This is a genomic window from Georgenia alba, assembly GCF_042665525.1.
GTDB lineage: Bacteria > Actinomycetota > Actinomycetes > Actinomycetales > Actinomycetaceae > Allobogoriella > Allobogoriella alba.
The window spans coordinates 1-23041 of sequence record NZ_JBHTCQ010000005.1 but is presented as its reverse complement, the minus strand read 5'-3'; the positions used below and the strand labels follow the sequence as shown (position 1 = coordinate 23041).

The window sequence follows — 23041 nt, the reverse complement described above, 5'->3', positions numbered from 1 at the left end:
ACATGGATGGAGTCGAACCGATGGCCCCGTGGCTGACCGTGCTGATCGTGGTGCCGCTCGCGGCCGCCGCCCTGCTGTGGCTGGTGCCGCCGCTGCGCCGCGTCGCCCGCCCCTTCGGCATGGCGGTCGCACTCGTGGAGGTCGCGCTCGCCGTCGTCATGACGACGGCGTTCGACCTCGGCGCCGGCGGCGAGGTCCAGCTCATCGAGACCCACGCCTGGATCCCGCAGATCGGCGCGTCCTACGCGGTCGGCGTCAACGGCCTCGGCCTCGCGATGGTGCTGCTGATCGTCTTCCTCGTCCCGGTCGTGCTGCTGGCCGCCTGGCGCGAGCACGAGGTCCCGGCCGAGGGGGAGCAGGTCGAGCGCCGGCAGGCGGGGTTCATCGCCCTGGTCCTCGCGCTCGAGGCCCTCGTCGTGGGCGTCTTCGCCGCCCGGGACGTGTTCCTCTTCTACGTGCTCTTCGAGGCCGTGCTCGTCCCGGTCTACTTCCTCGTCGGCAGCTACGGCGGTCCACGCCGCCGGCCCGCGGCGCTGAAGTTCCTGCTCTACTCGCTCGTCGGCGGGTTCATCATGCTGGTCGGCGTCGTCTCGCTGTACGTCCTCGGACCCGGCGGTGAGCAGGCCTTCCTCATCGAGAACCTCGCCGGAGCCCTCGAGGTCCCGGTGTGGGCCGAGCGGCTGCTGTTCGTCTCCTTCTTCATCGCCTTCGCCATCAAGGCGCCACTGTGGCCGGTGCACACGTGGCTGCCGGACACCGCGGAGCAGGCCCCGCCCGGCGCGTCGGTGCTGCTGGTGGGCGTGCTGGACAAGATCGGCACCTTCGGCATGATCGCCCTGTGCCTGCCGCTCTTCCCGAACGCGGCGGAGTGGGCGGCGCCGCTGGTCATCGCGCTCGCCCTGGTCTCGATCATCTACGGCGGCCTGCTCGCCGTGGGGCAGCGTGACCTCATGCGGCTCATCGCGTTCACGTCGGTGAGCCACTTCGGCTTCATCGTCCTGGGCATCTTCGTCCGCGACCAGGTTGCCCTGACCGGTGCGATGGTCTACATGGTCGCCCACGGTGTGGCGACGGCGGCGATGTTCCTGGCCGCAGGGTTCCTCACGCACCGCGGCGGCACGCAGGAGATCCCGGCCTACGGCGGCCTGCAGAAGGTTGCTCCGGTGCTGGCCGGCACGTTCCTCGTCTCGGGCCTGGCGCTCATCTCGCTGCCCGGCCTGAGCGGCTTCATCCCCGAGTACCTCGTGATCGTCGGGACGTTCCGGGTCTCCGTGGTGGCGGGCGCCGTCGCGGTGCTCGGCGTCATCATCGCGGCCGTCTACCTGCTGCTGCCGTACCAGCGGATCTTCACCGGCCCCACCAGGGACGGTCTCGCCGAGCTGCCCGACCTCGGCGTGCGGGAGCGGTGGGTCATGGTGCCGCTGGTCGCCGCGATGCTCGTGCTCGGCATCTACCCGGCGCCGGTGGTCGACGTCGTGACCCCGGTGGCCGAGGATCTCGCCCTGGCGCAACCGGCCTCGATCGACAGCGCGGCGGGCGATGAAGGGAGCACGCAGTGACCACGTTCGAAGCTCCGTCCATCGTCTGGTCGGCGTTGCTGCCGACCCTCGTGGTCGCCGGCGCCGCGGTCGCCGGCGTGCTCGTCGAGGCCTTCGTGCCCCGCGGGCCGCGCCGGGTGGTCCAGCTCGTCCTCGGCCTCCTCGCGGCCTCGCTCGCGCTCGTCGCCGTCGTGTGGCGGTGGACCGAGGTGAGCAGCTCCGGCCCGCAGCACGTCATCGGCTCATCCGTCGTCGAGGACGGCCCCGCCCTCGCGGCGCAGGCGGTGCTGGCGCTGCTCGGCTTCGTCGGCCTGCTGGTGATCGCCGACCGGACCGAGTCGGGCGAGGGGGCGTTCGTCGCCCAGGCCGCCGCCCGGCCCGGCTCCACCGCCGAGGCCGACGCGACCCGCGCCGGACTCGCCCAGACCGAGGTGTACCCGCTCACGCTCTTCGCCCTGAGCGGCATGTTCGTCTTCGCGCAGGCGAACGACCTGCTGACGCTGTTCATCGCGCTCGAGGTGCTCTCGCTGCCGCTGTACGTCCTGTGCGGCCTGGCCCGGCGCCGCCGGCTGCTGTCGCAGGAGGCGTCGCTGAAGTACTTCCTCCTCGGTGCCTTCGCCTCGGCGTTCATGATCTTCGGCATCGCCCTGCTGTACGGCTACTCCGGATCGATCACCTTCTCCGGCCTGTCCGAGGCGGTTCCGACGACCGTCGGCATGGACTACCTGCTGCTGGGCGGAGCGGTCCTGGTCATCGCCGGCCTGCTGTTCAAGGTCGGTGCCGTCCCGTTCCACTCCTGGACGCCCGACGTCTACACCGGCGCGCCGACCCCGGTGACCGGGTTCATGGCGGCGGCGACCAAGCTGGCGGCGCTCGTCGCCCTGGTGCGGTTCGTCTATGTCGCCCTGCCCGACCTGAGCTGGGACCTGACGCCGTTCTTCTGGGCGGTCGCCGCGTTGACGATGCTCGTGGGCACCGTCGTGGGCATCGTGCAGAGCGACGTCAAGCGGATGCTCGCGTACTCCTCGATCGCCCACGCCGGGTTCCTGCTGGTCGGCGTCGTCGCCTACGAGCAGGCCGCGGTCTCCGGCGTGCTGTTCTACCTGCTGGCCTACGGGCTCGCCACGGTCGGCGCCTTCGCGCTGGTGACCCTCGTCCGGGAGCGGGACCCGGACGGGAACGTCACCGGCGAGGCCAACCACATCGCGCAGTGGGCCGGCCTGGGCCGCCGTAGCCCGATCGCGGCGGTCGGGATGACGGTGTTCCTGCTGTCCTTCGCGGGCATCCCGCTCACCGCTGGGTTCGTCGGCAAGTTCTCGGTGTTCTCCGCCGCCGTGGCCGGTGGGCAGACCGTCCTGGTGGTCCTGGCCGTCCTCGCGTCGGCGGCGACCGCGTTCTTCTACGTGCGGCTCGTGGTGCTCATGTTCTTCACCGAGCCGGACGGGGACACGGTCGTGGTCGTCAGCTCCGAGGGTCTGACGACCGTCGGGGTGACGGTCTGCCTGGCCGGCACCGTCCTGCTCGGTGTGCTGCCCGGTCCGCTGCTCGAGCTCGCGGGGCAGGCGGCCACCTTCCTGCCATGAGTACCGTTCTGCCTGTGACCACCACGCCGATGCTGCCCCTGGGGGACGAGGCGCTCGAGGAACGCCTCCACCCGGTGCTCGACCACGTCGAGCACGAGCTCCGTGAGGCGGTCGTCGGTGCCGACCGCCTCGTCGACCCGGCCACCGCGCACCTGGCGGCCGCCGGCGGGAAGCGGCTCCGCCCGCTCCTGACCCTGCTGGCCGCCGAGCTCGGCGGGGGACAGAACGAGCAGGTCCGCGCCGCAGCCGTGGCCGTCGAGCTGACCCACCTGGCGACGCTGTACCACGACGACGTCATGGACTCGGCGACGATGCGGCGCGGCGCCCCGACCGCGCACGAGGTGTGGGGCAACTCGGTGGCGATCCTCACCGGCGACCTGCTCTTCGCGCGCGCCTCACGGATCATCGCCTCGCTCGGCGCGGAGGCGGTCCGGGTGCATGCGGAGACCTTTGAGCGGCTCTGCCTCGGTCAGCTCCACGAGACCATGGGGCCGGTCGACGGCGAGGACGCCGTCGCGCACTACCTGCAGGTGCTGGCGGACAAGACCGGCTCGCTCATCGCGACCTCGGCCCGGTACGGCGCCACGTTCTCCGACGCCCCGCCGGAGATCGCCCGGATGCTCATGCGCTACGGCCAGAAGGTCGGGGTGGCCTTCCAGCTCGCCGACGACGTCATCGACCTCTCCGACGACTCCGCGACCACCGGCAAGACGCCGGGCACCGACCTGCGTGAGGGCGTGGACACGATGCCCGTGCTGCTCCTGCGCCAGCGTCAGGCCACCGGCGCGCTGGACGCCAGCGGCGTCGCGGTGCTGGACCGGCTGCGCGCCGAGGAGCTCTCCTCGGAGGAGACGCTGCGCTCGCTCGTCGCCGACCTGCGCGCCCACGAGGTCGTCGCGGAGGCCCGCTCGCTCGCCGAGCGGTGGGCGCACGACGCCGTCGCCGAGCTCGACCCGCTGCCCGAGTCCTCCGTGAAGGACGCGTTCACCGCCTTCGCGCGGCTGCTGGTGGACCGCCTGGCCTGACCCGTGGCGCCCGGCCTCCCGGCCTGACGGGGGCCCGGGGTGTGGTCCTCACAACCGTGGCGGGTCGATCGTCGTGCGCCGCGCCAGCCGCGGCCGGTGCCGGAACCCGTCGACCGTGAGCACCGCGATGGCGACCCACACGATGACGAACCCGGCGAGCCGCTCCGGCGGCATCGGCTCGTGGAAGAGGAGCACCCCGACGGCGAGCTGCAGCACCGGGGCGGCGTACTGCAGCATGCCGACCACGCTCAGCGGGAGCCGGCGGGCGGCGGCCGCGAACAGCAGCAGGGGCACCGCCGTTGCCGGGCCCGAGACGGTCAGCAGCAGGCTGAAGCCGGCGTCCTCGCCGAACGCCCCGGTCCCGGCGGCGCCGAGAGTGACCAGGTACACCGCCGCGAGCGGGGCGAGCACGGCGGTCTCGGCCGCGAGGCCCGGCAGCGCCCCGACGGTGCGGCCCACGCGGTTCTTCACCAGCCCGTACAGGCCGAACGAGCCGGCCAGGCACAGCGAGATCCACGGCAGCTGCCCGTACCCGACCGCGATGACGACCACCGCGGCGGCGCCCAGCCCGGAGGCCACCCACTGCAGGGGGCGCAGCCGCTCGCGCAGCACGGCCACGGCGAGCAGCACCGTCACGATCGGGTTGATGAAGTAGCCGAGGGCCGCGTCGACCGTCCGGCCGGTGTTGACCCCGTAGACGTACACGAGCCAGTTCACGGCGATGAACCCGGCCGCGAGCGACACGAGCGCGAGCGTGCGCGGCCGGCGGACGATGGCGAGGATCCCGCCCAGCTGACGCGTGACGGCCATGACCACGAGGCACAGCAGCAGCGCCCAGACGATCCGGTGCGCGACGATCTCGACCGCGCCGGCCCGGTCGATGAGCCGGAAGTAGACGGGGATGAGGCCCCACAGCACGTAGGCCGAGAGGCCCATGACCAGGCCGGAGCGGTTCGCGGTGCTGTCGTCGGCCACGGTCGAACACTCGCACAGGCCTGGCCGCTCGCGCGCGGCGGTCCAGCCCGCGACCCGCGCCCGCGGGAGTGTGACCTACGTCCCGTCCCCGGAACGACCTCCCGCAGGCCTCATAGACTGGACGCCGCACACCCGCCCGGCAGCGCCACCTGCGCGCGCGGGCAGCTCCCGCCGTCGAGAGGTACCCGTGACCAACTCCCGCCCGTTGAGCGTGGCACTCGTCGGTGCCGGTCCGGCCGGCATCTACGCCGCAGACATCCTGTCGAAGTCCGGGCTGGAGGTCAGCATCGACCTCTTCGAGCGGATGCCGGCACCCTTCGGGCTGGTGCGCTACGGCGTCGCCCCGGACCATCCGCGGATCAAGCAGATCATCGTCGCGCTGTACAAGATCCTCCAGCGGGGGGACATCCGCCTCGTCGGGAACGTCGCGGTCGGCACGGACGTCTCCCTCGCGGACCTGCAGAAGCACTACGACGCCGTCATCCTCTCCACCGGCTCGGACCGGGACGCCCCGCTGGACATCCCCGGCGTCGACCTCGAGGGCAGCTACGGCGGCGCGGACTTCGTCTCCTGGTACGACGGGCATCCCGACGTGCAGCGGACCTGGCCGCTCGACGCCGAGCAGGTGGCGGTCATCGGCGTCGGGAACGTCGCGCTCGACGTCGCAAGAATGCTCACGAAGCACGTCGAGGACCTCATGCCCACCGAGATCCCGGAGAACGTGGCCGAGGGCCTGCGGTCCAACAGGATCACCGACGTCCACGTCTTCGGCCGCCGCGGCCCGGCCCAGGTGAAGTTCACGCCGCTCGAGCTGCGCGAGCTCGGTCAGGTGCCGGACGTCGACGTCGTCGTGTACGACGAGGACTTCCAGTTCGACGAGGGCTCGGAGGAGGCGATCCGGGCGTCCAACCAGACCAAGCAGGTCGTCAAGACGCTCATCGACTGGACGCTCAAGGAGGAGGACGAGCGCACCGCGTCCCGCCGCATCCACCTGCACTTCCTGCACCGGCCGGTGGAGATCCTCGGCGACGGCAAGGTCGAGGCGATCCGCACCGAGCGCACCGAGCTCACGGGCGACGGCAACGTCCGCGGCACGGGCGAGTACGTGGACACGCCCGTGCAGGCGGTCTACCGCGCCGTCGGCTACTTCTCCTCGCCGATCCCGGGCGTCCCGTTCGACGAGGTGCGCGGCGTGATCCCGAACATCGAGGGCCGTGTGCTGGGCGAGGACGGCGAGTGGCTGCCCGGACTGTACGCCACCGGCTGGGTCAAGCGCGGTCCGGTCGGCCTCATCGGCTCCACGAAGTCCGACGCGCGGCAGACGATCGGGCACCTCGTCGCCGACGCCGAGGCCGGACTGCTCCAGGCCCGTTCCGAGGACGACGCGGAGGTGGGCCACGACGCCATGCTGGCGGCGCTCGACGCGGCCGGCGTGCGGTACACGACCTGGCAGGGCTGGGAGCTGCTGGACGCCTTCGAGCAGCAGCTGGGTGCCCAGTTCACCGACGGGCCGCGCGAGCGGATCAAGGTCGTCGACCGGGACACCATGACCGCGATCTCGCGGGGCGAGGAGCACGAGGGCCGGCTGTACTGAGCCGGCACGACCGGTCCGGCACCGTCAGCGCCGGTGGTGAGCGCCCGTGAAGCTCACTGTCGGGCGCTCGAGCTGCGGTGCCGCGTCACTCGGCGTGCTGGAACCCTCCGGCCGACACGGTCGTCTGGCTGCGCACGGCGTCCACGGTGGAGGGGCCGATGCCCGGCACGCGCACGAGATCGTCCACGGACCCGAACGGGCCATGGGTCTCCCGCCACGCGACGATGCCGGCTGCCAGGCTCCGCCCGATCCCGTGGATGCGCCTGAGCTCTGCCGCGGTGGCCGTGTTGAGGTCCACCGGCTCCGGGGCCGGTGCCGTGGCCGGTCCGCGGGCGACGGACGGCCGCACGAGGCGGACGATCCCGTACGCGACCTGCGCCACGATGGCCAGGACCAGGACGAGCACGCCGACGCCCGGGCCGCCGAGCAGCACCAGGATCGCGTTCTGCAGGAACGGCGCGTACGTGAGGTCCGAGGGGCGACCCAGCCACAGGGTCGCCGACTGCGGCTGCCAGCTCGGGTTCTGCGGGTCGTCGGTGAGCCGGCACGAGAGTGTCACGGAGCCGTTCCCGGTGGGGAACTGGAATGCGGTCTCGTAGTCCTCGTGGTGCTCCCCCGGCGCCCTGGACATCGGCAGGTCCGCTCCGGCGCCGTCGCCGGCGGTGCAGGCGACGTCCTCGGCGTGCCCCTCCGGGACCCAGATCCACCGTTCCTCGGCGCGCGGCAGCGTGAGGGCCGTCTCCTGCCCCAGCGGGACCTCCTCGTCCCAGTAGGTGCTGACGTCGTCGGCGACGAGCACGAGGATCGCGCCGGCCACGCCGACGCCCAGGAACAACAGGAGGGCGAACCCGAGGTAGCCGCCCAGGCGCGGACGTGACCTGGGGCGTCCCGCGAGGCGCGCAGGGCCGACCGGTTCCGGCTTCGGCGCCGGAGGTGCCGTCGTCCCCGGGTACGGACGGGCGGACAGCTCGCCCGGCGCGACCACCACCAGGACCGGTCCGTCCTCAGCGGTGCCGGCCTCCGTGGTGCCGGCCTGGGTGGGTCCCGCCTCCGGCCGCGTCTCCGGCGGCCCTGACGCGAGCAGGTCGCGGTACGGGACCTGCCCGGAGTCGCTGCTCATGGCGCACAGCGTACGGAACGCGCCGGTGGCGCTCGCCACATCGGGAACGGCCGGGACCGATACGTCGTTGTCCGAGGTGTCGACCACCTGCCGTGACAGTCCCACGGCGGTCCGACGTAGCCTGCACCGGAGCGAGGAGAACCACGTCACGATGAACCGACGCCACCACAACGGTCTGAAGACCACTCTGCTGTTCGCAGGGATGTGGGCGGTCCTGCTGATGGTCGGTGCGCTCGTGGCCAAGGGGACCGGCAGCTCGATGGTGGTGTGGCTGTTCGCCGCCTTCGGCGTCGCCATGACGTTCTACAGCTACTGGAACTCCGACAAGCTGGCGATCCGTGCCATGGCGGCCCGGCCGGTCAGCGAGGCCGAGGCGCCCGGCCTGTACGAGATGGTCCGTGAGCTCTCCACCGCGGCGCGCCAACCGATGCCGCGGCTGTACATCTCACCGGCCGGCCAGCCCAACGCGTTCGCCACCGGGCGGAGCCCGCGGCACGCCGCCGTGTGCTGCACCGAGGGCATCCTGCGGCTGCTCGAGCCGCGCGAGCTGCGCGCGGTCCTCGGGCACGAGCTCATGCATGTCTACAACCGCGACATCCTGACCTCCGCCGTCGCGGCCGCCGTTGCCGGCGTCATCACGTCGGTCGCGCAGTTCGCGCTCTTCTTCGGGGGTGGCCGGGACCGCGCGAACCCCATCGCCCTGCTGGCGACCGCGCTGCTCGCCCCGGTGGCGGCAGCCCTCATCCAGCTGGCCATCTCCCGCACCCGGGAGTTCGATGCGGACGAGGACGGCGCGCGCCTGACCGGCGACCCGCTGGCCCTCGCCTCCGCGCTGCGGAAGATCGAGACGGGCGCCGCGGCGCGGCCGCTGGAACCGACGCCGCGGAACGAGACGGTCAGCCACATGATGATCGCCAACCCGTTCCGCGGTGGCGGCGGCCTGTCCCGAATGTTCTCCACGCACCCGCCCATGCGGGAGCGGATCGCGCGCCTGGAGAAGCTGGCCGGGTACTGAGCGCCCAGCCGCTGGAAAGCGGTCGGCGGCTCACGGCCGCGACGGCTGCGCCGCTGGTGCCGACGAGCCCGGCCCGAGCGAGCGGTAGTAGTCGATGGTCTGCTGCATCGCCGCGAGGTCGCGGTACCAGGTCTGCACCTCCACGCGGCAGCGCTGGCGCGCCAGGCGCGTGTCGTACTCGCCGCACTCGGCGAGCGCCTCGGAGTCCGTGGGCGGGTAGAGCCACGTCCCGTCGTGGTGCTTGATGCCGAAGCCGTTCGCGGCGTCGCCGGTGACGAGCACGATCGTGTCGGGCGGCGGGGCAGGTGACGGGGCGCTCGGCGCCGCGGCCGCGGCACCGCCCAGCGTCGCGAGCGGGACGAGCGCCGACCCGAGGAGGACGAGCAGACGGTGGGCGGGGCGGGCAGGGTGCTGCTGGGACATGCGGGTCTCCCGAGGTCGGACGCCGGCCGGTCCGGCGATGCCCCGGACGCTAGGAGGGCGCGACGACCACCCGCCGAGGCCGGACCTGTCCCGGTGGACGTGCCGTCACTCACGGCTCCCGATGTGGACCGTGCGGTCGTGGGCGGACACCGGGTCTCAGCCCGCTGTCCGCCACGGCTCACCGGTAGTTGACGAACTGCAGCGCCGCGTCGATGTCCTGGGCGTCCTTGAGCAGCGCGATGACGGCCTGCAGGTCGTTCCGGCTCTTGGAGCTCACCCGCACCTCGTCGCCGGTGATCTGGGTCTTGACGCCCTTCGGGCCCTCGTCGCGGATCAGCTTGGTGATCTTCTTGGCGTTCTCCTGGCTCAGGCCCTCCTTGATCGAACCGACGAGCCGGTACTCCTTGCCGGAGGCCCTCGGCTCGCCGTCGCCGAGGTCCAGGGCCTTGAGGGAGACGCCCCGGCGGATCAGCTTCGTCTGCAGCACGTCCAGGACCGCCCGGACCCGTTCCTCGGAGTTCGCGGTCATCGTCACCGCGTCACCCGCGAAGGACACGGATGCCCCGACGCCGCGGAAGTCGTAGCGGTGCCCGATCTCCTTGGCGGTCTGGTTGACGGCGTTGTCCACCTCCTGCCGGTCCACCTTGCTCACGACGTCGAACGACGAATCGGCCATGACATGCTCCTCGGTCCCGTTCTCGCTGGTCGGGTGCGTACCCGATGTGATCATCCTCGCCCGCGCGAGGTCACATCCGGTGCCGCGCACTTGCTATGGTTCCATCTGCGCTTCGCGCACGGCGGGTTGCCCGAGCGGCCAAAGGGAGCTGACTGTAAATCAGCCGCGTCACGCTTCGCAGGTTCGAATCCTGCACCCGCCACGGACCGGTCTCCGGCATGACGCCGTCGTGACCGGAACCGCACGGACCGCCTCCGGGCACGTCCGCCGGCGGTGTGAGTGGTCTCACCAGGCAGGGGAGCCCCGCAGGATTTCGCGGGCGGTCACCGGCCAGGTAGGCTCATCCGCGCTGCCCCGATAGCTCAGTCGGCAGAGCGTCTCCATGGTAAGGAGAAGGTCAAGGGTTCGATTCCCTTTCGGGGCTCTGGTCCGCCTCGACGTACCCTCGGCGAGTGCGACCACGCGGCGGGGTAGCTCAGTCGGTAAGAGCGCACGACTCATAATCGTGAGGTCGCGGGTTCGAGCCCCGCCCCCGCTACCGGTAGCGACACCGCGGCCCGCCGGCCGCGTGAGAGACGAACGTGAGGAACCGCCGTGGCCAGCAAGACGTCTGACATCCGCCCGAAGATCACCCTCGCCTGCGAGGTGTGCAAGGAGCGGAACTACATCACGAAGAAGAACCGCCGGAACAACCCCGACCGGCTCGAGATGGCGAAGTTCTGCCCGCGCTGCAACGCCAAGACCACGCACCGCGAGACCCGCTGACCTCCACCGCCGCGACGCGGCCCTACCCTGAGGGGATGACCGAGGACAGCCCGCGCCCCACCGGCGTCGACCCGACGCTCGTGGGGCGCACCTATGCCCCGACCGAGACCTACGAGGTCTCCCGCGCGAAGATCGCCGAGATGGCCGCCGCCACCGGTGCCGTCCACCCCGCGCACACCGATCCGGACGCCGCCTTCGAGCTCGGCCACGCCGACGTGGTCGCGCCCCCGACCTTCGCCGTCGTCCTCGCTCAGCGCGCCGAGCAGGCGTACGTGGCCAGCCCGGAGTCGGGCATCGACTTCTCGCGCGTGGTGCACGCCGAGGAGCACTTCTCCCATCACCGGCCGATCGTCGCGGGGGACCGGCTGCGGACCACGGTGCACGTGGACAAGATCCTCGAGCGCGCCGGGATCACGTTGGTGACCACCCGGGCCGAGATCGCCGACGTCGACGACGCACCTGTCGCGACCGTCACCTCCACGCTGGCCGTGCGGGGGGACGGACGATGACCGACCAGACCCCCGTGCTCACCGAGCTCGAGACCGGGCAGGAGCTCTTCCGCCGCACCTACCCGGTGGACCGGGACCGGCTGGTGCGCTACGCCGGGGCGAGCGGCGACTTCAACCCGATCCACTACAGCGACCGGGTCGCCGAGGCGGCGGGGCTGCCCGGCGTGATCGCCCACGGCATGCTGACCATGGGGCTGGCGGGCTCCGCCGTCGTCGACTGGGCCGGCGACCCGGGTGCCGTGACGGACTACGGCGTGCGCTTCACCCGGCCCGTCGTCGTGCCGGACCCGGAGGGCACCGAGGTCGAGGTGGTCGGCACGGTCCGCGACGTCGACCTCGCGGCCGAGTCCGTCCGGGTCGACCTCACGGTGACCTGCGCGGGGACGAGCGTGCTCGCCAAGGCCCAGGCCGTCGTCACCCTGCGGACGGGCTGAGGTGACCCAGGACGCCACGGGGTCGGCCGCCGGCCGGTCAGCGGCTCGCCTGGCCGAGCTGACCACGCTGCGCGTCGGCGGCCCCGCGCGGGATCTCGTCGAGGCGACCACGGAGGCCGAGCTCGTGGACGCCGTGCGGGCGGCCGACGCGTCCGGCACGCCGCTGCTCGTGCTCGGTGGCGGGTCCAACCTCCTCGTCGCCGACGCCGGCTTCGACGGGGTCGTCGTGCGCGACCTGCGCCGCGGCATCGACGCGACGGCGGACTCCGCGTGCGCGGGGGCGAACGTCACCGTGCCCGCCGGCCAGGACTGGGACGAGGTGGTCGCCACCGCCGTGACGGAGGGGTGGGCCGGCGTCGAGGCGCTCTCCGGCATCCCCGGCTCCACCGGCGCGACCCCGGTGCAGAACGTCGGCGCCTACGGCCAGGAGGTCGCCGAGACCCTCGCCTCGGTCCGGGTCTACGACCGCCACGAACGGCGCGTGCGGATGCTGGCGGTCGGCGAGCTCGGGCTCGGGTACCGCACGTCCGTCCTCAAACGATCCCGCACCGATCCCGCCGACGGCGCAGGCCGGACCTGGGAGCCCTCCGGCCGGTACGTGGTGCTCGAGGTGTCCTTCCAGATGCGCCTGGCGAGCCTCTCCGCGCCGGTCCGGTACGCCGAGCTCGCCCGGCACCTCGACGTGCCCCTGGAGACCCGGGTCCCGGCGGCCGAGGTCCGCGACGCGGTCCTCGCGCTCCGCGGCGGCAAGGGCATGGTCCTCGACCTGGCCGACCACGACACGTGGTCCGCCGGCTCCTTCTTCACGAACCCGATCCTGCCGACCGCCGAGGCGGACCGGCTCCTGCCGGAGGACGCCCCGCGCTACCCGGTCACCGACCACGCGAGCCTCGGCCGCTCGGCGGTCTCCGTGCCGGTGGTCGAGGGCGTGGTCAAGACGTCCGCCGCCTGGCTCATCTCGCGCGCCGGCTTCGAGAAGGGCTTCGGCGCGCCCGGCCCCGCGACGCTCTCCACGAAGCACGCGCTCGCGCTGACCAACCGTGGCGCTGCCACGGCGCACGATCTCCTCGCTCTCGCCCGGACCGTCCGCGACGGCGTTCGCGAGACCTTCGGCGTCACGCTCGAGCCCGAGCCCGTCCTGGTCGGCGTCAGCCTGTAGCGACGGCACCGCGCGGTCCTCTCACGGTCCTGCGTGGCCCAGCTCGGCGACGGCGGAGCGGACCGCGGCCAGTAGGTCGGCGTCGTCGAGGACCCGGAAGTGACCCGACCCGGCCAGCCGCACGCACCGCAGGGCTCCCGGCAGCTCACCGGTGCCCGGTACGTGCGGGTCCCACGCCGGTGCGACCGCCACGATCCGGGCGTTGACCGCGCGCTCGCGGGACAGCGCACGGACCCGCCGCGCCCGCGAGCTGAGATGCCGGACCGCGGATCCCGGCGGGAAGAGCCGCGCGTATCCGGAGCCCTCCCACGGCGTGGCCACGGCGACCATGCCCGCGACGCGCCACCCGGCGGGGGAGAGCATCAGTGCCTTGCCGATCAGGCCACCCTTCGAGTGCGCCACGAGCACCACGCCGGTCAGGTCGTGCTCCGCGAGGTAGTCAGCGGCCCGGGCCGCGGCGTCGTCGAGCGGGCGGCGGTTGATCCCGAGCGTGGTCACCACGTGCACCGGGTGACCGGCCGCGACCAGACGCCGGGCGAGCGGCTCGAGGAACCGCCACGTCTCGTAGATGCCCGGCAGCAGCAGCACCGGCGCGCCGTGTCCTGTCGCGGGCGCGTCCGGCAGCGCGAGGAGGCCGGCCGGGTCGGTGCGCGGCCCGAGCAGCGCCCGGGCCTGGTGGCGCAGCGCGTAGGCGTAGTCGCGGGTCCGTACGCCCAGGCGCAGCGGGCTCACCGGGACGGTCCTCTCGCCAGGACGTCCAGCGCCGCGTCCGCCACCTCCGCCGTGCGCTCGAGGACCACGGAGTGCGCCGATCCCCGTACCGTGCGGGCGTCCGCGTCTCCGGTGCGCGCCGCGAGGTGGCGCAGCCACGCGGCGGGGGAGACGGCGTCGTGCTCGCCGCGGAGGAGGGTGACGGGCGCGGTCACCCGGGCCAGCCGCTCCTCGATCGGGTAGCGGATCATGGCAGGCAGGACCTGCAGGTACCAGCGTGGCCCGCACGCGACGTACGCCCGGACGGCGATGGCACGCATCCGGGCGGGCTCACGCGGCACGGTACGGGCGAAGCGGACGAGTTGCGGCCAGACGCCGCGGGCGGCGGCGTCGACCGTGGGCCCCACGAGCACCGCACCGCGCACCAGGTCCGGCCGCGTCACCAGCAGCTCGGTCGCCACCTGGGACCCCATCGACTGGCCGATGACGACACAGTCCGCGACTCCGGCGTCCAGCAGCCCGCGCGCCACGACGGCCGCGAAGCCCGCGATGCCGAGCGGGCGGCGCGGCCGGGGCAGGCCCGCGAAGCCGGGCAGGTCGACGAGGAGGACGTCGCCGTGGTCCGCGAGCACGCGGGCCAACGGCCGGAAGTACCGGGAGGAGACACCGAGCCCGTGCACCAGCACGAACGTCGCCGTGGCCTCCCGCGGCCCTGCGAACCGCCGCACACGGAGGAAGGCGCCGGCCGGCCGGGTGACCGAGGTGCCGGTCCGTACGCTCACGGCTCCTGCGCCAGCCAGTCGTCGACCGCGGCGAGCATCGCACGCCGGGAGCTGTCCGACGCCAGGGACGCCCGGATCGAGGCACGGGCCAGCTCCGCCAGCGCCGCGTCGTCGAGGCCGTGCTCGTCCCGCGCGAGGCGGTACTGGTCGGTGAGGCGGGAGAGGAACAGCAGCGGGTCGTCCGCGCCGAGCGCCACCGGGACCCCGGCCTGGAGCAGGGTGCGCAGCGGCACGTCCCGCCCCTCGGGGTAGACCCCGAGGGAGACGTTCGACGCCGGGCAGACCTCGAGCGCGATCCCGTCCGCAGCGATCCGTTCCAGCAGCTCGGGGTCCTCGCTGGCGCGGATCCCGTGCCCGAGACGAGTCGGCTTCAGGTGGGCGATGACCTCGCGCACATGGCCGGGGCCCTCCAGCTCGCCGCCGTGGGGGGTGCCGGCGAGCCCGGCGCGGCGCGCGATGCGGAAGGCGCCGGCGAAGTCGGACGTCGTCCCACGGCGCTCGTCGTTGCTCAGACCGAACCCGATGACCTCGCCGGGCCCGTCACCCGCGTGCCGCGCCGCCAGCCGGGCGAGCGTGCGCGCGTCGAGCGGGTGTCGGGTGCGGGAGGCCGCGACGATCACGCCGATCTCCACGCCGGTCTCGGCGGCCGCCGCACGCGCCTCGTCGAGGACGATCTCCAGGGCAGGGGTGAGCCCGCCGACGTGCGGCGCGTACGAGGTGGGATCCACCTGGATCTCCAGGCGCCGTGACCCCTCGGCGGCGTCGTCCTCGGCGGCCTCGCGGACGATCCGGCGCATCGCCGACTCCGAGCGGACCACGGCACGGGCGGCGTCGTAGGCCCGCTGGAACCGGAACCAGCCGCGTGCGGAGGCGGGCACGCGCAGGGGGTCGGTGTCGGTGAGGGACGCCGGTACCCGGATGCCCGTCTCGACCGCCAGCTCGCGCAGGGTCGAGACCCGCATCGAGCCCGTGAAGTGCAGATGGAGGTGCGCCTTCGGCAGGGCATCGAGGTCTCGCACCTCGTGCAGTCTGCCAGGACGGGAGGCGTGTTCGGGACGTCGTGTCCGCCCACATCGGCGGCCGAGCCGTGGTCAACTGGGGCCATGAGCGTCCCAGCGGCCGCGCAACGAGAGCCGGCCGACGTCGCCATGCTGACGTCTGCCGAGGCCGGCGGGATGCTCGCCGGTGCCCTCGAGGGCGATGGCTCGCGACTGCTGGACTGGCAGGTGCACACGGTCCACCACCGGCCCGGCGCCGGCGTGACCGTCGGCTACACCGCCACGGTCGAGCGGTTCGCCGGGGCAGGTGCGGCGCCCGTCCGGGCCGAGGAGTACCTGTGCGCGACGACGGCGCGACTGAGCCGGCCGACCACCCCGGGACTGGTCCGGTTCCCCGCGCCCGGTGGCCGCGCGGTCCACCTGTGGCGGCATCCGGCGGACCCGGAGCTGCCCGGCCTGCCGGTCGCGTGCGACGCCGGGCGTCTGTCCGAGCGTCTCGGCGCGCAGGTCGGCGTCGAGCTGCTCGCCTACCGCCCGACGCGCCGCGCCGTCCTGCGCGTGACGCGCGTGGAACGGACAGGGGACGCGGACGCCACCGCCTACCTGAAGGTGGTGCGCCCCGCGGTCTACGGGACGTTCGTCGAGCGACACCGCATGCTCACGGCTGCCGGCGTGCCGGCACCCCGCGTGCTGCGCGCCGACGACGACGGGCTCGTGCTGCTGGAGACCGGTCGCGGCACGCCGCTGGCGAACCTGCTCGCGCACGGGCCTGGGGAGCGGTCGGGCACCGTCCTCGCCGCCCTGGTCGCCACGCTGGACACCCTCCCGGAGCAGGTCCTCGAGCTCCCGCGCCGCCCCTCGTGGTCGGACCGCGTGGACCACTACGCGCACGCGGCTGCCACCGTGCTGCCCGAGCACGTCGAGCGCACCCGGCTGCTGGCCCAGGGGGTCAGCGAGCTCATGGCCTCCTCCGACCCGGGACCCGTCGTGCCCACCCACGGAGACTTCTACGAGGCCAACGTCCTCATGGACGCCGCCACCGACTCGGTCGCGAGCCTGCTCGACGTCGACGCCGTCGGCCCGGGGCACCGCGTCGACGACCTCGCCTGCCTCCTCGGCCACGTGTCGGTGCTGCCGCACCTGGCGCCGCAGACGTACCCGCACGTGCCGTCGGTCCTGCAGGAGTGGACGGACGCGTGCAGCCGCGTCGTGGACCCGGTGGCCCTCAACGCCCGCTGCGCCGGCGTGGTGCTGTCGCTCGTCGCGGGGGCTCGGCGGACCGACGGGGCGCACTGGCGATCGGACGCCGAGGGCCGGCTGGCCCGGGCGGAGACGTGGCTGGCGCACGGGCGCGAGCTCCTCGCGCGCCGCGGTCCGCGCTGACGAGTGCGAGCGGACGGTAGGGCGAGGGACGAGGTCTGCCGGGAGCGGAGCGTGAGGAAGCCGGACGGTTGGTGTGGCCGCGCTGACGAGTGCGAGCGGACGGTAGGGCGAGGGACGAGGTCTGCCGGGAGCGGAGCGTGAGGAAGCCGGACGGTTGGTGTGGCCGCGCTGACGGGCGCGAGCGGACGGTAGGGCGAGGGACGAGGTCTGCCGGGAGCGGAGCGTGAGGAAGCCGGACGGTTGGCGGCCAGCTGACGGGCGTCGGCGCGGCATCTCGCTGGACGGGGCGGTCGGCAGCGCTACGGTAGTTCGCCATGGACACGCTCGAGACCTGGCTCGCGGCAGCGAGCGAATTCATCTGGGGACCAGCGCTCCTCATCCCGCTGCTGCTCGGCACAGGGATCTACCTGACGGCCCGGCTCGGCGGGCTGCAGCTGCGCAAGCTCGGGCCGGCGATGAGACTCGCGCTGCTGCGCCGCAAGGACGCGACGGCGGACGGCGACATCTCGCACTACCAGGCCCTCACCACGGCCCTCGCCGCGACCGTCGGTGTCGGCAACATCGCCGGCGTCGCCACCGCGATCTACATGGGCGGGCCCGGCGCTCTGTTCTGGATGTGGGTCACCGGTCTGCTCGGCATGGCCACCAAGTACTCCGAGGCCTTCCTCGGCGTGCGGTTCCGCACCAAGGACGCCAAGGGCGCCATCTCCGGCGGGCCGCAGTACTACCTCGCCAAGGCCATCCCGAACGCGTTCGGCACCACCCTGTCGATCCTCTTCGCGGTCTTCGCCGTGATCGCGAGCTTCGGGATCGGCAACATGACCCAGTCGAACGCCGTCTCGGCCTCGATGGACAGCTCCTTCGGTGTGCCGACCTGGCTCTCCGGTCTCGTCATGGCGGTGCTGGTCGGCGTCGTCCTCATCGGCGGGATCAAGTCCATCGGCCGGGTCACAGCCGGGTTCGTGCCCCTCATGATCGTCCTGTACGTCGTCGGCGCCCTCATCGTGCTGGCGCTGAACGTGGAGGCCATTCCCGGGGCCTTCGCCACCATCTTCACCGACGCGTTCACCGGGACCGCGGCCACCGGCGGGTTCGTCGGGGCGGGCGTCGCGGCGGCGATCCAGTTCGGCGTCGCCCGCGGCATCTTCTCCAACGAGTCCGGCCTCGGGTCGGCCGCCATCGCGGCCGCCGCGGCCCAGACCCGGCACCCGGTGCGCCAGGGCCTGGTGTCGATGACCCAGACGTTCATCGACACCCTCATCGTGGTCACCATGACCGGCCTGGTCATCGTCACCACCGGCGCCTGGACGTCCGGCGAGGACGGCGCGGTGATGACCGCGACCGCGTTCGACACCGGCCTCCCGGGCGGTCACTACATCGTGACCGTCTCGGTGATGTTCTTCGCCTTCTCCACCCTGCTGGGGTGGGCCTACTACGGCGAGCGGTGCATGGAGCGCCTGGTCGGCATCAAGGGCGTGGTGCCGTACCGCGTCGTGTTCACCGCCGTCATCTTCGTCGGTTCGACGACGGAGCTCAGCGTGGTCTGGGCCTTCTCGGACGTCATGAACGGCCTCATGGCGCTGCCGAACCTCATCGGCCTCATCATCTGCGGTGGCCTCATCGCGCGCGAGACCCGGGCGTACCTGCGCCGCGACCCGTCGCTCCGAGACGAGCCCGAGGTCTCGACCCTCGACGGCGTGGACGCGCTCGAGCGGCGCTAGGAGACGGCCATGGCGGACTACCCGCGCCTGCTGCACACGGTGCTCGACACCACGGACGCGCGCGGGTCGGCGGAGTTCTACCGCGAGCTGCTCGGCCTGCGGTACCGGCCCGGCGACGAGCCGTCGGGTGACGACCGGCACGCCGACTGGCTGGTCCTCGTGGACCAGGCCGGGCGCCGGCAGCTCGCCTTCCAGCAGGTCGAGCGTCTGCCGCGCAGCACCTGGCCCACGCACGAGGTCCCGATGCAGCTCCATGTGGACTTCACGGTGCCGGATGCCACCGAGCTGGCACGTCACCGGGACCGTGCCTGCGCGCTCGGCGCGACGATCCTCCTGGACCGTTCCGACGATCCGGAGGAGCCGCTGTACGTGCTGGCGGACCCCGCCGGCCACCCGTTCTGCTTCCTGGTCGGGTGAGGACGCCGAGCGGGCGGGGCGAGGGTCAGGCCAGGAGCTCCTGGATCCGGCCGACGCCCTCCGCCAGGTCCTCGTCGCCGAGGGCGTAGCTCAGCCGCAGGTAGCCGCTTGGCCCGAACGCCTCCCCGGGCACGACGGCGACCTCGACCTCCTCGAGGATGAGCTCGGCCAGCTCGGCGGACGTGGTCGGGGTGCGGCCACGGATCGTCCGGCCGAGCACCCCCTCGACCGAGGGGTAGGTGTAGAACGCGCCGTGCGGCGTCGGGACCGTGACGCCGTCGATCGCGGACAGCATCTGCACCATCGTGCGGCGGCGCCGGTCGAAGGCCTCGCGCATGGTCGCCACGGCGCTCAGGTCTCCGCTCACCGCGGCGAGCGCCGCGCGCTGGGAGACGTTCGCGACGTTCGAGGTCAGGTGCGACTGCAGGTTCGTCGCGGCCTTGATCACGTCCCTCGGGCCGATCATCCAGCCGACCCGCCACCCCGTCATCGCGTACGTCTTGGCGACGCCGTTGAGCACGATGGAGGTCTCGCGGAGCTCCGGCACGGCGCGCTGGATCGGGGTGGCGGTGACGCCGTCGTAGGTCAGGTGCTCGTAGATCTCGTCGGTGATGACCCAGATGCCGTGCTCGTACGCCCACCGGCCGATCGCCTCGGTCTGCTCGGCGGAGTACACGGCCCCGGTCGGGTTCGACGGGGAGTTGAACAGCAGCACCTTGGTCCGGTCGGTGCGGGCCGCCTCCAGCTGCTCGACCGTGACGAGGTAGTCCTGGTCAGCGCCGGCGAACACCTCGACCGTGCGGCCGCCGGCCAGCGCGATCGTCTCGGGGTAGGTGGTCCAGTAGGGCGTCGGGAGCAGCACCTCGTCACCCGGCTCCACGACCGTCGCGAAGGCCTGGTAGACGGCCTGCTTGCCACCGTTCGTCACGAGGACGTCGTCCGCCGAGACCTCGTAGCCGGAGTCCCGCAGCGTCTTCGCGGCGACGGCCTCACGCAGGTCCGGCAGCCCCTTGGCGGGGGAGTACCGGTGGTTGGCGGGGTCCTTCGCGGCGGCCACGGCGGCCTCGACGACGTACTCCGGCGTCGGGAAGTCCGGCTCGCCGGCGCCGAAGCCGATCACGGGCCGGCCGGCGGCCTTGAGGGCCTTCGCCTTGGCGTCGACGGCCAGCGTGGCCGACTCCGCGATGGCGGACAGTCGTGCGGACACTCGGGGCTTGGTCGTCTGCGGTGCACTCACCCGCGTATCGTCGCACGGGCCGTGGCGCCGGTCCCGGGCGATCTCGCGGAACGGATCCGCCCGCGGTGCGCCGGCGGTGTGACGAGGGTCCCTCCGCGACGGGTTCGACCTTGGAGCTGATCAGCACGTACACTCGTCGGCGGTGGACTTTCCACCATGCTCGACCCTGCCCTCCGGTCGCATGGTGGTCCGTTCGTCGAAGGGCAGTGGCGCAATTGGTAGCGCACCGGTCTCCAAAACCGGCGGTTGTGGGTTCGAGTCCCTCCTGCCCTGCCAGGCCGCACCTCGTGTGCGGTGGACCGGCCCGCCACGGCGGACCGGGTCCGTCCGACCGGACGGGCAAGACCTGACCCAGGACGAAGGAATCCCCGTGAGCGAGTCTGCGAGCGCGACGTCGGGGCGGCCCGAGCGCGCAGCACGCTCGGAGGACGCCTCGAAGAAGAAGAGGCGCGGCCTGCTCGCGCGCATCGTGCTCTTCGTCCGACAGGTGGTCGGGGAGCTCAAGAAGGTCGTGCGCCCTACGCGCAGCGAGCTGATGACCTACTTCGTCGTCGTCCTGGTGTTCGTCGCCGTGATCATGGCGTTCGTCGGCGTCCTCGACATCTCGTTCGGTCGCCTCGTGCTGTGGATCTTCGGCTGAGACCCCGTACGTGACGCCCGACAGCCAGCAAGCCCTTACCCGAGAAAGCAGGTCCGAAGTGTCTGAGGAGAATCTCGAGCCGCGAGACGTCGAGCAGACGTCGCTCGAGTCCCAGCCGGAGGCCGGCGCGCTCTCCGCCGTGCCGGCGGAGGATGCGACCGACGCCGCGGGAGAGGACACCAGCTCGGACGTCGTGGCCGAGGAGGCCGCTCCCGCCGCCGAGGCCGTCGAGGACCCGGTCGAGGAGTTCCGCCGTGAGCTGCGGATGCTCCCGGGCGACTGGTACGTGGTGCACACGTACGCGGGCTACGAGAAGCGCGTGAAGACGAACCTCGAGAACCGCATCCAGAGTCTCAACATGGAGGACTACATCCACCAGGTGGAGGTCCCCATGGAAGAGGTCGTGGAGATCAAGAACGCCCAGCGCAAGGTCGTCAACCGGGTCCGCGTACCCGGCTACTGCCTCGTGCGGATGGACCTCACCGACGAGTCCTGGGGTGCCGTCCGGCACACGCCGGGTGTCACCGGCTTCGTCGGGAGCACCCACCAGCCGGTGCCGCTGACGCAGGACGAGGTCTTCTCGATGCTCGCCCCGACGCTGCAGGCCCCCGCCCAGGCCGCCGGCGCCACCAAGGCGCCCGCCGCGGCCGCGGAGGGCGGGCCGGCCCCGACGCCGATCCAGGTCGACTTCGAGGTGGGCGAGTCGGTCACCGTCACCGACGGCCCGTTCGAGACCCTCCCGGCGACCATCTCGGAGATCAGCCCCGAGAGCCAGAAGCTCAAGGTGCTCGTCACGATCTTCGGTCGCGAGACCCCGGTCGAGCTGTCGTTCTCCCAGGTCGCCAAGATCTAGACCACGTTCTCGACAAGCGGGGGCCTCGTCCTCCGGGACCCGGACATCCGGCCGGGTCGCCAACTCCACACACATGTTCCACAGACTTGGGGTCGCACGGCCCCGAACCCGCCCCGCGGCCCACGTCGCGGGGCATGCAACCGGGTCATCGCCCACGGCGTCGGCCCACGAGTAGAAAGCAGGGAACGCGCGTATGCCTCCCAAGAAGAAGGTCGCAGGCCTGATCAAGCTCCAGATCCAGGCCGGAGCCGCGACCCCCGCGCCGCCCATCGGCCCCGCGCTGGGTCAGCACGGCGTGAACATCATGGAGTTCTGCAAGGCCTACAACGCGGCCACCGAGTCGCAGCGCGGGAACGTCATCCCGGTCGAGATCACCGTGTACGAGGACCGCTCGTTCACGTTCGTCACGAAGACCCCGCCGGCCGCGGAACTCATCAAGAAGGCCGCCGGCGTCCCCAAGGGCTCCGGCACGCCGCACTCGGTGAAGGTCGCCTCCATCAGCCGGGACCAGGTCCAGGAGATCGCCCGGACGAAGATGGAAGACCTCAACGCCAACGACATCGAGGCCGCCGAGAAGATCATCGCCGGTACCGCCCGCTCCATGGGCATCACCGTCGACTGAGCCTCGAGCTCATCACCCCGCGTCCCCCGGGACGCACCAGTGGCAGGGCCCGCGCGGGCCCGTCCGACCACGACTGCGAGAGAAGAGAAAAGCAGATGACCACGCGCAGCAAGAACTACCGCAAGGCCGTCGAGAAGGTCCACCGGGACCAGCTCTACGCCCCCCTCGAGGCGGTCCGCCTGGCCAAGTCCGGCGCCACCACGACGTTCGACTCGACGGTCGAGGTGGTCTTCCGCCTCGGCGTCGACCCCCGCAAGGCCGACCAGATGGTCCGCGGCACGGTCAACCTGCCGCACGGCACCGGCAAGACCGCCCGCGTCATCGTCTTCGCCGTCGGTGACCGGGCCACGCAGGCCCTCGAGGCCGGCGCCGACGAGGTCGGCGGCGACGAGCTCATCGAGAAGGTCGCGGGCGGCTGGACGGACTTCGACGCCGCCGTCGCCACGCCCGACCTCATGGGCAAGGTCGGCCGGCTGGGTCGCGTGCTCGGCCCCCGTGGCCTCATGCCGAACCCGAAGACCGGCACCGTGACGATGGACGTGGCCAAGGCCGTGAACGACATCAAGGGTGGTCGCGTCGAGTTCCGCATCGACAAGCACGCGAACCTGCACTTCATCATCGGCAAGGCGAGCTTCGACGAGACCCAGCTGGTGGAGAACTACGCCGCCGCGCAGGAGGAGATCCTGCGGCTCAAGCCGGCGAGCTCGAAGGGTCGCTACATCACCAAGGCGACGCTCAGCACCACCATGGGCCCGGGCATCCCGCTGGACGCCAGCAAGACGCGCAACCTCACCACCGAGAACGCGTCCTGACGCAGAACCAGCACGACGGCGGCCCGGCCCCCTCACGCGAGGGGTGCCG

At 72.4% G+C, this 23041-nt stretch carries 24 protein-coding genes and 4 tRNA genes; 20 read left to right on the top strand and 8 right to left on the bottom strand.

All coding sequences use genetic code 11. The features are described 5' to 3' along the window. The first annotated feature begins 20 nt into the window (after positions 1–20). The 3 genes from ACFQQL_RS17830 to ACFQQL_RS17820 are packed head-to-tail and all read left to right on the top strand — an operon-like array spanning position 21 to position 4146. Complete coding sequence (locus ACFQQL_RS17830) at positions 21–1559, top strand: NADH-quinone oxidoreductase subunit M (RefSeq protein WP_382396521.1); 1539 nt, start codon at positions 21–23, stop codon at positions 1557–1559. Continuing rightward, a complete protein-coding gene (gene nuoN / locus ACFQQL_RS17825; protein ID WP_382396520.1) occupies positions 1556–3121 on the top strand; it encodes an NADH-quinone oxidoreductase subunit NuoN in 1566 nt (521 codons plus the stop codon). Before ACFQQL_RS17830 ends, nuoN begins: the two co-directional genes overlap by 4 nt. Before the next feature lie 14 nt (positions 3122–3135). Next, a complete protein-coding gene (locus tag ACFQQL_RS17820) occupies positions 3136–4146 on the top strand; it encodes a polyprenyl synthetase family protein (protein WP_382396519.1) in 1011 nt (336 codons plus the stop codon). A 48-nt stretch (positions 4147–4194) separates the two neighbouring features. Here ACFQQL_RS17820 and rarD read toward each other — a convergent pair whose 3' ends face one another. After that, positions 4195–5082, bottom strand: coding sequence for an EamA family transporter RarD (rarD, locus tag ACFQQL_RS17815; RefSeq protein WP_465254077.1), 888 nt, complete (start codon positions 5080–5082; stop codon positions 4195–4197). Between the two features lie 226 nt (positions 5083–5308). Between rarD and ACFQQL_RS17810 the strand changes: the two genes are divergently transcribed. Beyond that, positions 5309–6715, top strand: a complete 1407-nt coding sequence (locus ACFQQL_RS17810) for an FAD-dependent oxidoreductase (RefSeq protein ID WP_382396517.1) — start codon at positions 5309–5311, stop codon at positions 6713–6715. Positions 6716–6800: 85 nt separating this feature from the next. Here ACFQQL_RS17810 and ACFQQL_RS17805 read toward each other — a convergent pair whose 3' ends face one another. Next, positions 6801–7835 carry a ComEA family DNA-binding protein gene (locus ACFQQL_RS17805; protein ID WP_382396516.1) on the bottom strand — a complete coding sequence of 345 codons (1035 nt, stop codon included), beginning with the start codon at positions 7833–7835 and terminating at the stop codon, positions 6801–6803. Positions 7836–7986: 151 nt separating this feature from the next. On the opposite strand from ACFQQL_RS17805, the gene htpX reads away from it, so the two are divergent. After that, positions 7987–8850, top strand: coding sequence for a zinc metalloprotease HtpX (gene htpX / locus ACFQQL_RS17800; protein ID WP_382396515.1), 864 nt, complete (start codon positions 7987–7989; stop codon positions 8848–8850). Positions 8851–8880: 30 nt separating this feature from the next. Here the strand turns inward: htpX and ACFQQL_RS17795 are convergent, their stop codons facing one another. Continuing rightward, positions 8881–9273: a hypothetical protein gene (locus tag ACFQQL_RS17795; RefSeq protein ID WP_382396514.1), complete on the bottom strand. Its 393-nt coding sequence runs from the start codon at positions 9271–9273 to the stop codon at positions 8881–8883. 178 nt (positions 9274–9451) lie between these two features. Next, on the bottom strand, positions 9452–9949 hold the full coding sequence (locus ACFQQL_RS17790; RefSeq protein ID WP_382396513.1) for a YajQ family cyclic di-GMP-binding protein: 498 nt from the start codon (positions 9947–9949) through the stop codon (positions 9452–9454). Positions 9950–10069: 120 nt separating this feature from the next. On the opposite strand from ACFQQL_RS17790, the gene ACFQQL_RS17785 reads away from it, so the two are divergent. The 7 genes from ACFQQL_RS17785 (at position 10070) to ACFQQL_RS17755 (ending at position 12816) form a co-directional block, all read left to right on the top strand. Then, positions 10070–10151 (top strand) — tRNA-Tyr (locus ACFQQL_RS17785). A 149-nt stretch (positions 10152–10300) separates the two neighbouring features. Beyond that, positions 10301–10373, top strand: a tRNA-Thr gene (locus tag ACFQQL_RS17780). Positions 10374–10413: 40 nt separating this feature from the next. Further along, positions 10414–10487: transfer RNA gene (locus tag ACFQQL_RS17775), tRNA-Met, on the top strand. A gap of 56 nt (positions 10488–10543) precedes the next feature. Further along, positions 10544–10714: a 50S ribosomal protein L33 gene (rpmG, locus tag ACFQQL_RS17770; protein WP_382396512.1), complete on the top strand. Its 171-nt coding sequence runs from the start codon at positions 10544–10546 to the stop codon at positions 10712–10714. 35 nt (positions 10715–10749) lie between these two features. Next, entirely contained in the window at positions 10750–11223 is a 474-nt protein-coding gene (locus ACFQQL_RS17765) for an FAS1-like dehydratase domain-containing protein (protein WP_382396511.1), read from the top strand. Further along, complete coding sequence (locus ACFQQL_RS17760) at positions 11220–11657, top strand: MaoC family dehydratase (RefSeq protein ID WP_382396510.1); 438 nt, start codon at positions 11220–11222, stop codon at positions 11655–11657. The genes ACFQQL_RS17765 and ACFQQL_RS17760 overlap by 4 nt, the downstream gene beginning before the upstream one ends. A 1-nt stretch (position 11658) precedes the next feature. Beyond that, positions 11659–12816 (top strand): UDP-N-acetylmuramate dehydrogenase, encoded by a 1158-nt coding sequence (locus ACFQQL_RS17755; protein ID WP_382396509.1) that lies wholly within the window; start codon positions 11659–11661, stop codon positions 12814–12816. 21 nt (positions 12817–12837) lie between these two features. Here the strand turns inward: ACFQQL_RS17755 and ACFQQL_RS17750 are convergent, their stop codons facing one another. The 3 genes from ACFQQL_RS17750 to ACFQQL_RS17740 are packed head-to-tail and all read right to left on the bottom strand — an operon-like array spanning position 12838 to position 15328. Next, positions 12838–13548, bottom strand: coding sequence for an esterase/lipase family protein (locus tag ACFQQL_RS17750; protein WP_382396508.1), 711 nt, complete (start codon positions 13546–13548; stop codon positions 12838–12840). Continuing rightward, entirely contained in the window at positions 13545–14309 is a 765-nt protein-coding gene (locus ACFQQL_RS17745; protein ID WP_382396507.1) for an alpha/beta fold hydrolase, read from the bottom strand. Before ACFQQL_RS17745 ends, ACFQQL_RS17750 begins: the two co-directional genes overlap by 4 nt. After that, positions 14306–15328, bottom strand: a complete 1023-nt coding sequence (locus ACFQQL_RS17740; RefSeq protein WP_382396506.1) for an adenosine deaminase — start codon at positions 15326–15328, stop codon at positions 14306–14308. Before ACFQQL_RS17740 ends, ACFQQL_RS17745 begins: the two co-directional genes overlap by 4 nt. A gap of 84 nt (positions 15329–15412) precedes the next feature. Here ACFQQL_RS17740 and ACFQQL_RS17735 point away from each other — a divergent pair, with 84 nt between their 5' ends. The 3 genes from ACFQQL_RS17735 (at position 15413) to ACFQQL_RS17725 (ending at position 18828) form a co-directional block, all read left to right on the top strand. Continuing rightward, positions 15413–16690: a phosphotransferase family protein gene (locus tag ACFQQL_RS17735; RefSeq protein WP_382396505.1), complete on the top strand. Its 1278-nt coding sequence runs from the start codon at positions 15413–15415 to the stop codon at positions 16688–16690. A 314-nt stretch (positions 16691–17004) separates the two neighbouring features. Then, positions 17005–18411, top strand: coding sequence for an alanine/glycine:cation symporter family protein (locus ACFQQL_RS17730; RefSeq protein WP_382396504.1), 1407 nt, complete (start codon positions 17005–17007; stop codon positions 18409–18411). Positions 18412–18420: 9 nt separating this feature from the next. Continuing rightward, entirely contained in the window at positions 18421–18828 is a 408-nt protein-coding gene (locus ACFQQL_RS17725; protein WP_382396503.1) for a VOC family protein, read from the top strand. Between the two features lie 25 nt (positions 18829–18853). Here the strand turns inward: ACFQQL_RS17725 and ACFQQL_RS17720 are convergent, their stop codons facing one another. After that, positions 18854–20065, bottom strand: coding sequence for a pyridoxal phosphate-dependent aminotransferase (locus ACFQQL_RS17720; protein WP_382396502.1), 1212 nt, complete (start codon positions 20063–20065; stop codon positions 18854–18856). A gap of 200 nt (positions 20066–20265) precedes the next feature. Between ACFQQL_RS17720 and ACFQQL_RS17715 the strand changes: the two genes are divergently transcribed. From ACFQQL_RS17715 to rplA, 5 genes are all read left to right on the top strand, one after another. Continuing rightward, a tRNA-Trp gene (locus tag ACFQQL_RS17715) sits at positions 20266–20341 on the top strand. A 94-nt stretch (positions 20342–20435) separates the two neighbouring features. Next, the gene (gene secE, locus ACFQQL_RS17710) at positions 20436–20705 is read left to right on the top strand and encodes a preprotein translocase subunit SecE (protein ID WP_382396501.1); all 270 of its coding nucleotides are present in this window, start codon (positions 20436–20438) and stop codon (positions 20703–20705) included. A gap of 58 nt (positions 20706–20763) precedes the next feature. Continuing rightward, the gene (gene nusG, locus ACFQQL_RS17705; protein WP_382396500.1) at positions 20764–21558 is read left to right on the top strand and encodes a transcription termination/antitermination protein NusG; all 795 of its coding nucleotides are present in this window, start codon (positions 20764–20766) and stop codon (positions 21556–21558) included. A 193-nt stretch (positions 21559–21751) separates the two neighbouring features. Continuing rightward, a complete protein-coding gene (rplK, locus tag ACFQQL_RS17700; RefSeq protein ID WP_382396499.1) occupies positions 21752–22180 on the top strand; it encodes a 50S ribosomal protein L11 in 429 nt (142 codons plus the stop codon). Between the two features lie 95 nt (positions 22181–22275). Beyond that, on the top strand, positions 22276–22992 hold the full coding sequence (gene rplA, locus ACFQQL_RS17695) for a 50S ribosomal protein L1 (RefSeq protein ID WP_382396498.1): 717 nt from the start codon (positions 22276–22278) through the stop codon (positions 22990–22992). The last annotated feature ends 49 nt before the right edge of the window (positions 22993–23041 follow it).